Origin of the sequence: Paraburkholderia acidipaludis NBRC 101816, assembly GCF_000684975.1 — a bacterium.
Lineage (GTDB): Bacteria > Pseudomonadota > Gammaproteobacteria > Burkholderiales > Burkholderiaceae > Paraburkholderia > Paraburkholderia acidipaludis.
In genome coordinates, this window is the sequence record NZ_BAXZ01000016.1 from 134,628 (window position 1) to 148,230 (window position 13,603).

6 protein-coding genes and 1 pseudogene are annotated in these 13,603 nt (G+C 64.8%); all 7 read left to right on the forward strand.

The window, feature by feature from the left end:
- The first annotated feature begins 11 nt into the window (after positions 1 to 11).
- The 7 genes and pseudogenes from BAC01S_RS18490 (at position 12) to BAC01S_RS18520 (ending at position 13,585) form a co-directional block, all read left to right on the forward strand.
- Positions 12 to 506: a PRC-barrel domain-containing protein gene (locus tag BAC01S_RS18490; protein WP_043202700.1), complete on the forward strand. Its 495-nt coding sequence runs from the start codon at positions 12 to 14 to the stop codon at positions 504 to 506.
- 209 nt (positions 507 to 715) lie between these two features.
- Positions 716 to 1,472: pseudogene (locus BAC01S_RS18500) on the forward strand (TolC family protein); the annotation flags it as partial.
- A gap of 77 nt (positions 1,473 to 1,549) precedes the next feature.
- The gene (locus BAC01S_RS18505) at positions 1,550 to 2,029 is read left to right on the forward strand and encodes a DUF6496 domain-containing protein (RefSeq protein WP_027796115.1); all 480 of its coding nucleotides are present in this window, start codon (positions 1,550 to 1,552) and stop codon (positions 2,027 to 2,029) included.
- Between the two features lie 26 nt (positions 2,030 to 2,055).
- Positions 2,056 to 2,343, forward strand: coding sequence for a hypothetical protein (locus tag BAC01S_RS34730; protein WP_156954456.1), 288 nt, complete (start codon positions 2,056 to 2,058; stop codon positions 2,341 to 2,343).
- A 234-nt stretch (positions 2,344 to 2,577) separates the two neighbouring features.
- Positions 2,578 to 11,439, forward strand: coding sequence for a two-partner secretion domain-containing protein (locus tag BAC01S_RS35385; protein ID WP_169740135.1), 8,862 nt, complete (start codon positions 2,578 to 2,580; stop codon positions 11,437 to 11,439).
- 5 nt (positions 11,440 to 11,444) lie between these two features.
- A complete protein-coding gene (locus tag BAC01S_RS33975; RefSeq protein WP_084168653.1) occupies positions 11,445 to 11,774 on the forward strand; it encodes a hypothetical protein in 330 nt (109 codons plus the stop codon).
- 47 nt (positions 11,775 to 11,821) lie between these two features.
- Entirely contained in the window at positions 11,822 to 13,585 is a 1,764-nt protein-coding gene (locus BAC01S_RS18520) for a ShlB/FhaC/HecB family hemolysin secretion/activation protein (RefSeq protein WP_027796116.1), read from the forward strand.
- The last annotated feature ends 18 nt before the right edge of the window (positions 13,586 to 13,603 follow it).

Here is a 13,603-nt window from a genome sequence, read left to right on the forward strand (position 1 = left end):
AGGAGCCCCCCATGCCTCTCACCTCTCAAACCTCGACGCCAACCGGGACCGGCGCACGCATCGTCGGCAAAGGCAGTGCCACGGCCGCCGGACCGGGACCGGACGTCATGGCGGCCAGCACGCTGGACAGCGACCGCGTAATGAGTTCGGACGGTGAAGAAGTCGGCAAGATCAAGGAGATCATGCTCGACGTGCAGGGCGGCCGCGTGGCCTATGCCGTGATGGCGAGCGGCGGCTTTCTCGGCATCGGCAACAAGCTTCTCGCGATACCGTGGAGCGCGCTCACGCTCGACACGAGCCGCAAGTGCTTTTTGCTCAATGTCTCGGCCGAGCGCGTGAAGGAAGCCCCGGGATTCGACAAGGACCAGTGGCCCACCATGGCCGATTTGAGCTGGGCCACGACGCTGCACGAATACTACGGCACCCAGCCCTACTGGGACGATCCCGCCGTGCTAGACATGCGCGCACTGCCCGACGACCCGGACGCGCCCGAAACGAAGCGCTGACCGCACGCCCCCCATCGCATCGACGCATTGCCATTCCACGCGTGCCGCCGGCTGGCGCGCGTGGTTTCCGGAGCCCGGCGCTGTGCATGCGCCGGGCCGCTTTTTTTCCGCCGCGCTCATCAAAGATGCGCCATCACGAACGCGCCCGCTCCTGTGCCACCCAGTAGTCGATCACAGGTCCACGCTCGCCGAACACCGGGTCGCTGCGCGACGCGCAGGTCTCGCTCGAAGCCGAGGTCGCCGAGACCTATCTGCAGTTGCGGGGTGCGCAGGCCTTGCGCGCCGTCGCGCTCGCGATCGTGGACCAGCAGCAGCAGATCGTCGGGCTGGCGCATGACAGCGCGACACACGGCCTCGAGAGCCAGCTCGACGTCGAGCGCGCGCCGCCGCCCCGATATCCGCCGCGCCGAAGCCTCGCTGCACGCCGCCGCCGCGAACGGGGGCGTGGCCGTTGCGCAGTTCTATCCCGACATCAAACTCTCCGGCGAGGTGGGCACGCGCGCGACGAACCCGCACGATCTCGCCCACTGGGCGAGCCTCTTCTGGTCCTGGGGGCCGAGCGTCTCGCTGCCCGTGTTCCAGGGCGGCGCGCTCGTGGCGAATCGGCGGCTTTCGAAGCTTCAGCAAGTGCAGGCCGCACTCGACTACCGCGAGACGGTGCTCGTGGCGCTGCGCGACGTGAACAACGCGCTGGCCGTCTATCGCACGGACGAAGCCCGCACGGCCTCGCTCGACGCGAGCGCGACAGCTCAGCAACACGCGCTCGACCTCGCACGCGACAGCTATCGCAAGGGGCTCGCCTCGTTCATCGACGTGCTCGATGCGGCGCGCGACACGAGCAAGGCGCAGCGCGACGCGCAACAAGCGCAACTGCAGGTCTGCACCGATCTCGTCTCGCTCTACAAGGCGCTGGGCGGCGGCTGGGAGGCCGGCGGCGCCCCGCTTTCGCAGGCCACGACGCGTTAGCGACGCCCGACGTCGCGCACGCGGTACGGCTATTGCGCAAACGGCAGGTGTCACGACACTCACCTGGGAGAACGAAAATGCCCGAGCAAAAGACCATCGAGCGTGCGCGCGCCGACAAGCGAGCCGGCAAGTCGGCCAGCACGCAGGCTGGAGAATTCGTCAAGGAAGAAGTCGAACGCGTGCGGGCCGGCAAGCACGGCGTGCGCTCCGCGAAACAGGCGGTGGCGATCGGCCTTTCCGAGGCACGCCGGGCCGGCGTCGATCTGAAGCCGCCGGCGAAAGGCAAGACCAGCGAAGCGACGCGCAGAAAGGCCGCGAAGGATACGGCCGCGGGCCAAGGCAGGAAGCAGGCCGGCGCCAGCTCCGAATCGAAGACCAAACGCTCGCGCACCACCACGGCCGTGCTGAAGCGCGAAGGTACGGCAGGCGCCTCGGGAAAGGCCATGGCGAAGCAGGCAAAAAGCGCCGCGGAGCGCCGGCCGGCCAGCAGCCGCTCGGCCGCGGCGAAAAAAGCCGCGCAAACGCGGGCGGCACGCTCGCATCAGACGCACCGTTAGCACGCCGCGCGCCCAGAGGACACGAGATGAAAGCGCTTTTAGCAACGTCTTTAGCCATACTGATCGCTTCGGTATTGGGCGCGGCCGCGACGCCTGCATGGTCGCAGACCGATGCTCCACCCGCCAGCCACAGTCACGACGAAGCGGCGGCGCCGCAGCACGGCGACCAGGGCGCATCGGCGCCCCGTGGCACGACCGGGCAGCGCCGCGATTCGAACTACCCGAGCCCCGGCACGCCGGCAGGCGGCACCTATACACCGACGGGACGCGGTGGCGCACCAAATCCTGGTGCGCCTGGTGCGCATCCGCAGTGACGAAGTCAGTCGAAGCCGGTTTAACCAGCAAAGACTCCATGAAAATTTAACGAAGCGTGGTTTCGATGCCGACGCCTGGCAATGCTTGACAGTCGTTAATTTGGGATTGGGTGAGCATGCCTGCGCGCATGAAACGCGCTTTCAGCGATGCCGTCGCCGGTGTCGAGTGACGTAGCCGGGAAACATCCTGCAAAGCGGCAGGACTTCACCCGGCATCACAGGTACAAACAAAAAATGAATAGCCGTTGTTACCGGCTTGTGTTCAGCAAGCTGCGGGGAATGCTTGTCGCCGTTTCAGAAACGGCCATCGCGCAGGGCAAGTCAGGCCAGGACGAAAACGGCCCATCGGTCGCACGCCGGTCCTTCACACTGTTCGCCATGCGTCATGTGGCCTTTGCCGCGCTGGCGGTCTTTGGCCTCGCACCTTTGATGGCCGGGGCGCAGATCGTGCCGTCCGGTGCGCATGCGCCGAACGTGATCAATACGGCCAACGGTCTGCCGCAGGTGAACGTGCAGAAGCCCTCGGGGGCGGGCGTCTCGCTCAATACCTATTCGCAGTTCGATGTCGGATCGGGTGGCGCGATTTTGAACAACTCCCCCACGAACACGAACACACGGCTCGCCGGGCAGATATCGGGCAATCCGAATCTCTCGCCCGGCCAGTCCGCGAAGATCATCGTCAACCAGGTCAACAGCAACAACCCCTCGCGCCTGGCCGGCTACGTGGAGGTGGCCGGCCAGAAAGCCGATGTGGTGATCGCCAACAGTTCGGGCCTGGTGGTGGACGGCGGGGGTTTTATCAATACGGCTCGCGGAATCCTGACGACGGGCAATCCGCTCATCGACGGCAGCGGCAACCTGAACGGTTTCAGCGTTACCCAGGGCACGATTACAGTCCAGGGCGCGGGCCTGAACGCCTCGAATATTGATGAAGTGGACCTGCTGGCGCGTGCCGTCGAGCTCAACGATGCGGCGGTCTACGCAAACAGGCTGAACGTCACCACGGGCGCCAACAGCATCGACTATGCGAGTCTGACGCCCACGCCCATCGCGGGCAGCGGCCCCGCGCCGGGGGTCTCCCTCGACGTATCGCAGCTCGGCGGCATGTATGCGAACAGCATAATCCTGGTGGGCACGGAGAACGGTGTCGGGGTCGCCAATGCCGGAACTATCGCGGCGCAGGCGGGGGACCTCACGCTCACGAGCGCGGGGCAACTCGTGCAGTCGGGCCGCATGAATGCGAGCGGCAACACGACGATCAACGCTGCCAGTATCCAGAACACCGGCACGGTCTACTCGCAGCAGAATACCAGCCTCAGCACGCCCGGGGCGCTGGTGAACAGCGCGACCATTGCGGCACAGCAGAACACGTCGGTCAACGCGGGCAGTGTCGCCTCGACCGGCGTATTTGGCGCAGGCATCAACGGCGACGGCACGACCGGTCCGAGCGGCAACCTCTTGATATCGGCGGCGGGTCTGCTATCGGCGAACGGCCAGAACGTCGCCGCCGGGATGATCACGCTCTACGGCGTCGCGCTCGACCTCTCGAATGCGCAGACCGGCGCGGGCACAGCGCTCGCCCTCACGGCTACCGGCGGCAACCTGAGTCTGGTCAATGCGACCACGGGCGCGGGTACGTCGATCACGGCCAATGCTGCGGGCACGTTCGACAACAGCGGGGGCAAGCTGTCCAGTGGCACGTCCACGCAGATTGTGGCGGGCGCTGTCACGAACGCGGCGGGCCAGATGACGGCCGGCACGACGCTCGGCATTGTGACCGGCGGCGCGTTCGACAATACCGGGGGTATCGCCCAGGCCCAGGGCCAGGAATCCATCAGCGCGGGATCGGTGGACAACACGGCCGGCAAGCTCCTCTCGCTCAACGGCGACGGCCTCACGCTCAGCGCGACGGGGCAACTGGTCAATGGCGCGGGCGGCGACATTGGCGGTAACGGCGCGGTGTCGCTGCAGGGTGGCACGGTGGTCAACCAGGGCGATGTCACCGCGCAGACGAGTCTCCAGGTCTCGGCTCAATCCGTCGATAATTCCGGTGGTGCGATGGAGGCCGGGCAGAACGCGACCCTCAACGCCGGTTCGCAGTTCAAGAACGCCAGCGGTAACGTTTCAGCGCAGGCGGCAACGATCAGCGCGACGACCCTCGACAACAGTTCCGGCAGCACGCAGGCCGCGCAACTGACGCTGAACGCGACGAACTTCGTCAATCACGCGGGCACGGTCACGCAAACGGGTACGGGGCCGATGGCGGTCAATGTCAGCGGCCTGTTTGATAACTCCGCAGGCGGCACGTTCCAGACCAACAGTACGGACCTTGCACTTTCGCCCGCGACCATCGACAACGACGGCGGCTCGATCCTGCACGCGGGCACTGGCACCTTCACGCTCGATCCGGGTAACGGGTCGGGGTCCGTCTCGGATGTCAACGGCCGGATGGTGAGCAACGGGCAGGTCGTGCTGCAGGCCGGGTCGCTCAACAATACCTCGGGCGACATCGAAGGCAAGGCGGGGCTCGCGGCGAACGTGAGCGGCGAAGCGAACAATACCGATGGCAAACTGCTGTCGGGCGCAGGGCTGGGTCTCGCCAGCGGCACCTTCGTCAACGATGGCGGGACCACGAGCGCGAACACCAGCGCCACCATTACGACCGGTTCCCTGTCAAACCGCAACGGCGGCAGTATCGAAGCCCCGGACCTCACGCTGGACGTGAGCGGCACGGCCGACAACAACGGCGGCAGTGTGGCCGCGAACCAGCTCCAGGTCTCCGCGACCGACCTCATCAACGAGGGCGGCACGGTCACGCAGTACGGAACGGGGCCAATGGCCTTCAACGTCACGAACCTGTTCGATAACTCAGCTGGCGGCACGTTCCAGACCAACAGCACGAATTTCACGCTGTCCCCCGCTTCCGTCGACAACGATGGTGGTTCGATCCTGCACGCGGGGACTGGCCTCTTCACGCTCGATCCGGGTAATGGGTCGGGCTCGTTCTCGAATGTCGGCGGCAAGGTCATCAGCGCGGGCACCATCAACGCGCAGATGGGCGCTTTCAACAACGGCAGTGGCACGTTCGCCGCGCAGCAGGGCATGACGGTTGCCGTCCTGAACGGGATCAACAACACTGCCGGTCTGATGCGCTCGTTCGGCTCGCTCGACCTCACGACCGGCGGGGCCCTTACCAACGTCGGGGGAAGTGTCCAGGCGGGCACCAGCACGGCGGATGCCCCGACGCTCTCGGTGCAGGCAACCAGCATCGACAACACCCAGGGCGTCGTGAGCAACCTGGGTACGGGTAATACGTCGATACAGGGCGGCAGCCAGATCGTCAACGCGGCGGGCGTCGTGACGGGCAACGGCGCGGTGTCGATGGGTGCGTCGGATATCCAGAACACCCAGGGCGGCCAGGTGAGCGGCGCGAGCCTCGGGGTGCAGGCGGGCGACATCGACAACACCAGCAGCCAGATGGGCACGCTGCCGGGTTCGCAGGGCGATGCTGTCATCACGGCAACCGGCACCATCACGAACACGAACGGCCAGATGGGGGCCACGCACGACCTGACCCTGTCGGCCAGTACGCTGTCCGGCGGCGGCATCTATTCCGCCAGCAATGACGTGTCGGTAAACCTGCAGGGCGACTTCACGACCACGCCCGACCAGCAGTTCGACGCGGGCCACAACCTCACCTTCACGCTGCCGGGCACCTTCACCAACGGCGCCATCGTGGAAGCCGCGAACAACCTGGGCGTCAATGCAGGCGATATCGTCAACAGCGGCGCCATGATGGCGGGCGGCACGCTCGAAACGCACTCCAGTACCCTCACGAACACGGGCGCGATGGTGGGCGGCAGCGTCTCGCTCAATGCGACCAGCACCCTGTCGAACAGTGGCCCGAGCGCGCTGATCGGCGCGTCGGACAGCAGCGGCACGCTCGAGCTGCTCGCGCCCGACATCGAGAACGTCGACAACGTCACGGCGACCGACACGCAGGCAACCACCGCGATCTTTGGACTCGGCAGTGTCGTGCTGGCGGGCGGAAAGAATGCGGACGGCAGTTACACGAACGCGAACCTGATCGACAACGTCTCGGCGCTGATCCAGTCCTCGGCCGACATGGCGCTCTACGCGAACCAGGTGACGAACACGCGGCGCGTGATGACGACCTCGGGCTCCTACAGCGTGGCGCTCGATGCCAGCTCGTCGATCATCCAGCAGCTCGGCATCAGCCTGTCCGGGTGTACCGCCACCTACATGGCCGCATGCGGCCCCGGCAATCCGCAGGTGATGGGTTCCACGGGCGATCCGTCGATGATCGGCGGCGTGCCCACCGATCCGCCGCATGGGGGCCAGTGGAACAGCACCTACCAGTACACGACCTATACGGGCGTAGCGCTCGCGAACCTGATCACGGCCATCAGCCCGCAGTCGCAGATCATCTCCGGCGGAAACCTCAATGCGTCGTCGGTGGGGCTGTTCCAGAACTACTGGAGCGCGGTGGCGGCGGTCGGCAACATCGCCATGCCGGCCACGCTCGACCAGAACAGCTGGCAGGGCCAGCTTGCGCCCGGTGTGCAGGTCACGTATTCGGGCGAGTATCACTACGACAACTACGACAACAGCGAATACAACTGGCAACTGCCGTTCGGCAATGCCGGGTTCGTCACGCCCAATCCGGGGGGGTACAACCAGGCAGCGCCGGCCGATATCCGCACCTACGCCCTGCCGTCCTACGAATCGAGCTTCGTGGCTGGCGGCACGATCACCGGCACGGGCGTCAACATCGACAACACGGCCGGCAATGCCGGGATTCCGTCGATGAATCTCGCACCGGGCACGTCGCTGGCCGTCGGTATCGGGACGCTCAGCGGCGCGGCAGGCGGCACGAGCGCCGGCACCGGCCCGGTCAAGGGCGGCGGGGGCACGGTCGATCCGGCTATCGCGAGCGCCACGGCGCAGAACGTGCTGGACAATCTGACCATTCCGCAGGGCGGCCTCTTCCATCTGGATACCACGCCAGGGGCGCCGTACCTCATCGAGACCAATCCGGCCTTCACGAGCACGAATTCGTTTCTCTCCAGCAACTACTACCTGAACCTGCTGGGGTACAACCCGCAGACCACCGAAAAGCGCCTGGGCGACGGCCTCTACGAGCAGCAGCTCGTGCAGAACCAGATCACGTCGCTCACCGGCAAGGCGGTGCTCGGCCCCTACACCAACACGCAGTCGATGTATGAGGCGCTGATGGCCTCGGGCGCGTCGCTCGCGCAGTCGCTGAACCTGCCGCTCGGCATGGGCCTGTCGGCCGCCCAGGTGGCCGCGCTTACGTCGAATGTGATCATCATGCAGACGGAAGTCGTGGACGGACAGTCCGTGCTCGTGCCGGTCGTCTATCTCGCGCAGGCCAGCCAGCAGAACGTACAGGGGCCGCTGATCGGGGCGACGGACATCGACCTGCAGAACGCGCAGACCTTCACGAACAGCGGCACGGTGCAGGCCGGCAATACGCTTTCGATCAGCGGCCAGCAGATCAGCGACGCGTTCGGCGCGCTGAAAAGCGGTGGCCTGATGTCGCTGAACACGACAGGCGACATCGACTTCACCTCGGCGAACGTGAGCGCGGGCAGCCTTGCGCTGAACACGGGCGGCAACCTGATCCTCAACACGGCGACGAATACGCTGAACCAGGTTAGCGCTACGGGCGCGACGCGCGTGAACACGACGCTCGGCCCCATCGCGAACCTGGACGTGGCGGGCAACGCCTCGATCGTCACGGGCGGCAACTTCGGGCAGAACGGCAGTAATCTCAATGTCGGCGGCAATCTCGGCATGGCCGTGGGCGGCAACTGGGATATCGGCACGGTGCAGACCGGCGAGCACAAGGTGGTCGAGCGCGCGAACGGCGTGTCGAATACGGACATCAACAGCGCGACGGGCAGTACCATGAACGTGGGCGGGGTGTCTGAAATTGGCGTCGAAAACAACCTGACGGCGACCGGAGCAAACATCAACCTGGCCGGTGGCGGCGTTCTCGCGGCAAAGGGTGACGCGACGTTCCAGGCGGCCACAACCACGTCGACGGTCGACAGCAACGACTCGGGCAGCGATTCCCACGGCAGCTACGCGCAGACCTCGCACGTTTCCAGCCAGACGTTGACCGGCACGACGCTCAATGCCGGTAATTCGCTGACCGTCGCATCGGGCAACAATATCAACGTGACCGGGAGCACGATCAACCTCGCCCAGGGCACGGCGACGCTCGCAGCCGCCAACGACGTGAACATCGGCGCGGCGACCGCAACGCAGGTGGACAACTCGCAGGAGCAGCACAGCCACAGCAACATGGTGAGCGGCATGCAGGAGGCCAGCTCGCGCGACACGACCATCACACAGTCCCAGGGTAGCACGGTCTCGGCGGATGCCCTGTCGATCAGCAGCGGTCACGATATCAACGTGACGGGCAGCACGGTTGTCGGCACGAACAACGTGGCGCTCAGTGCGGCGAACAACGTGAACATCACCACGTCGCAGGACACGATGCAGTCCTCGGGCAGCCAGAAGGAAACGCATACGGGTCTCGGCACGAGCGGGCTGTCGGTGACGGTCGGCACGAACAAACTCGCCACGACCGACCAGGAGTCGAGTGTGACGAACAATGCGAGCATGGTCGGCTCGCTGGACGGCAGCGTCTCGGTTAGCGCGGGCAACAACCTGACCGTAACTGGCAGCGACCTGATCGCCGCGAAGAACATCACGGGCACCGCGGCGAACGTTACGATCAATTCGGCGACCAATACGGGCAACACGAGCCAGTCGCAGCAGACAGGCAGCAGCGGCCTGGCGATTGGCCTGGGCGGCAGCGTGGGCGATGCGATCAATGGTGCGTACCAGCAGGGTCAGTCGCTCGCGAGCGGCAGCAGCAATGGACGTGCGGATGCGTTGCACGCGATCGCGGCAGGCGGCGATGCGGCGCTGGCGAGCTACGGCGCGTACCAGATGGCGACGACCGGGGTTTCCCAGGCGGCGGGCGCGCCGAGCATCGGCGTGCAGGTCAGTGTCGGCTCAAGCCACAGCCAGAGCCAGTCGTCGGAGAACCAGACGACGCAGGTGGGTTCGAACGTGCAGGCGGGCGGCACGACCACCTTCGTTGCGACGGGCAACGGCACGGCGGGCAGCGGCAATGTGACGATTGCCGGTTCGAACGTGAGTGCCAGCGATGTCGTGCTGGCCGCGGCGAACCAGGTCAACATCGTGAATACGACGAACACCGATTCGACGCGCAGTTCGAATTCGTCGTCCGGGGCGAGCGTGGGCGTGTCCCTCACCACGAACGGCTTCGGGGTGTCGGCCTCGATGCAGAACGCGCACGGCGACGCGAACAGCGATGCGGCGACGCAGAATGCCTCGCACGTTACAGGGACGAACAGCGTCACGATCCTGAGCGGCGGCGACACGAACATCACCGGCTCCCAGGTGGCGGGCAACCAGGTGACGGCGGCCGTGGGCGGCAACCTCAATATCGCGAGCGTGCAGGACACGACGACGAGCGCAGCGCACCAGAGCAGCGCGGGCGGCGGGTTCAGTATCAGCGAGGCCGGCGGCAGCATCAGCGGCAGCGCGCAGAACGGGCACGCCGACGGCAACTACGCGCAGGTCAACGAGCAGGCCGGCATTGCGGCGGGCAGCGGCGGCTTCGACATCGGCGTCAAGGGCAATACGGGCTTGACGGGTGCGGTTATCTCCAGCACGTCCGACGCCTCGAGGAACAGCCTGACGACGGGCACGCTGACGTACAGCGATATCCAGAACCAGAGCCACTACGACGCGACGAGCAACGGGATCAGTGCCGGCGCTGGCTTCGGTAATACGGGCACGGCGATTGGTCCAGGCTCAGTGAGCGGCACCGGTAGTATCGCGCCGATGATGTCGCAGGACGCCAACGGGGACCAGAGCGCGACGACACGTAGCGCGATCAGTGCGGGCACGATCAACGTCACGAATCCCGGCGCGCAGACGCAGGACGTGGCGAACCTGAGCCGCGACACGACCAACACCAACGGCACCGTTGCGAATACGCCCGATGTGAACACCCTGCTCAACCAGCAGGCCGATACGATGCAGGCGGCGCAGGCAGCGGGCCAGGTCGTGGCGCAGGGTATCGGCGCCTATGCGAATTCGAAGGAACAGGCAGCGAAGGATGCTGGCGATTCCGCAACGGCCGACGCATGGGCCGAAGGCGGTACGGATCGTGTCCTCGCGCACATCGCGGGCGGCGCACTGATTGGCGGTCTGGGCGGTGGCGGCTTCGGCACGGCGGCTGCCGGGGCTGCGGGCGCGGGCGTATCGTCAGCGCTGGCAGGCAAGCTGAACAGCGTGGCGGATTCGATTGGTGGCGCGACGGGTTCCATGACGGTCGGCAACACCGTGTCGAACGTGCTGGCGGGTCTCAGCGGCGCGCTCGTCGGTGGTAGCGCGGGTGCGTTCACGGCGTCGAATGCGGACCTCTATAACCGCAATCAGACGAATGCCAATGGCACGGGGGGGACCGGTAGCCAAGCGCTCGACAAGGTGGAACAGTACGCCTCGGAGTTCGGCCAGGCGGCTCTGGACCTTGTTCCTGGTCATAAGATGGCCGACCAAGCGCAAACAGCGTTTGCGCTTGGTAATTACGGCATGGGAGTGGCACTAGCTATTGGTTCTATCGGCGACGCCGCAATGGGAGTGCTTACGGGCGGCGAGAGCGATGCAATTTCTTCAGCGGTCGGTAGAGCGACAAGTGAAATTGCCACCGCCGATGGTGCTACTAACGTCACCAATGGTCTGAACTTGAACAAGTCCTTGGCGAGTCAGCAGCAACTTTCAGAGCTAACGGGTGCAGTTACGACGGTCGCTGGCAACGGTTCAAATACCACTCTACGTGATGCGCCTCGTTTGGTGGCTGAGTATGGGGGCAATCCGAGCGATTGGAGTAAAGTTACAAGTTCGAGTTATACAGCGGCTGATGGAACCCAATACGAAATTCATGCCTATAAGAATGCCGTAACGGGTGAAATTGTAGAACCCAAAACCATCGTTACCGGAAAGTGAAAAGTATGAACGATAGTGCAACTCAAGCGCGTCAGCATTTTCTGGATCTGTTGTTTTCGATGCTAGATGGTCGGCTTTCATATTTCGAAGGGGCCGCACAGGTACTTAATATTGATCGGCGCCTGCTCGGTATCCCAGAACGGGATACCGACTTCGAAAAATTCGTGCTGATTAGATCTGAGACGGATCATCTTCCACTGCGCCAACAGCAATCACTCTGGTCGGCTGACGCGTTGGAAAAGCTTCGAGGCGAATTCGCTCAAACCGAGGAGTGGGCGAAAACCTTTGCGCCAGAGGCGTGCAATAACCTAATTGCGAGACTCAAGAAGGGTTAATCGAAAAGGAAGTACCTCGCAAGCTGCATTAAGGATTCCAATCATTGATGAATGTAAAAAAGAGGCTGGCGGCGTTGCCGCTCGCAGCCCTGATACCGCTCGCGCCCCACGCACAAGAGACCCCACCTGATGTTGCCGCTGCGGCCCGCGCAAACGCGCTGCAAAACCAGCAGATCCAGCAGCAGCGCGACGCACAGCAGCGCGCGGCGACCGTCGCCACACCCGCTGTCCTCTCGGAAGCGCCTGCAGCAGGAACATGGCCGGTGCTGCCCGCCGAGACGCCGTGCTTCCGCATTGATACGTTCACCGTCGAGGTGCCCGATACGCTGCCCGAGGCGCAGCGCACGAAAGGCGCATCAGCCTTGCCCATGGACCGGTTCGCATTCCTGCACGACTGGTTGCAGCACTACCGGGGGCAATGCATCGGCAAACAGGGCCTCGACGTACTCACAAAAGATCTGCAGCGCGAAATCCTGAGCCGCGGCTACGTCACCACGCGCGTCCTGCTCGCACCGCAGGACCTGTCTAAAGGCGCGCTGAAATTCTCCCTCATCCCCGGCGTCATCCGTCATCTGGAGTTTGTAGACCCCTCCACGCGCGGAACCTGGAAGAGCGCATTTCCTGCGCGCGACGGCGACGTGCTCCAGTTGCGCGATCTTGAACAGGGCCTGGAGCAGATGAAGCGCCCCGCGAGCCAGGATGCCACCATGCAGATCGTACCCGGCACCGTGCCCGGCGAAAGCGATGTCGACATCACCGTGAAGCGCTCGAAGCCCTGGACGTTCGTGGCCTCGGTCGACAACTCGGGCCAGCGCGCCACCGGCAAACTCCAGGGCAACGTATCGCTCGGCATCGACAATCCGCTCGGCTTGAACGATATCTTCTCGGTCGGTGCGAACCAGGACCTCGAATTCGCCGATCACGGCCTGGGCTCGCACGGCTTCAACGGTTCGTATTCGATCCCCTGGGGCTACTGGACGGCCACGCTCTACGGCAACACGAACACGTACTACCAGCAGATCGCGGGCGCGAACCAGACCTTCGTGTCGAGCGGCAACGCGCAGACAGCAGCCCTGAAAATCCAGCGGGTCATCAGCCGCAGCCAGAACGACGTACTCGGCCTCGAATTCCAGTTGATCAAGCGCTGGGGCGCGAGCTTTATCGCGGACACGACGATTCCGCAACAGGACCGCAACAACACGTTCATTGAAGGCGGCGTGACCGACCGGCACTATTTCGGCGCCGCTCAATTCGATGGCACGCTCGCGTACCGCCAGGGCATCGGGGGACTCGGGGCAACGCCCGACCCGGACGCGGGCGATGGCACACCGCAGATGGCCACGTACCGCTTCCACATGGCGACGCTCGACGCGAATCTCTCGGTGCCGTTCGCGGTCGGGAGCCAGCCGCTGCGCTACGTTGCGACCGTGCACGGCCAGTACACGGGCGACACGCTGTTCTACATCGACGATCTGAGCATCGGCGGGCGCTACACCGTGCGCGGCTTCGACGGCGAACAGATGCTCGCCGCCGGGCGCGGTTTCTACTGGCGCAACGAACTGCAAATGCCGATCGGACAGACGGGGCAGTCGCTCTACGCGGGCGTCGATTACGGCCATGTTTTCGGCCCGGGGACGGAAGTGCTGGTGGGAACGCAACTGGCGGGAGCGGTCATCGGCATCCGGGGCGGTCTGCCCATCCATATCGGCACGCTCTCCTGGGATCTTTTCGCGGGCACGCCGATCTACAAGCCGGACGGGTTCGATACCGCGCGGGTGACGCTGGGGTTCCAGGTGATCGGGCAATTCTGACCGTTGCCCGGGGAAAAC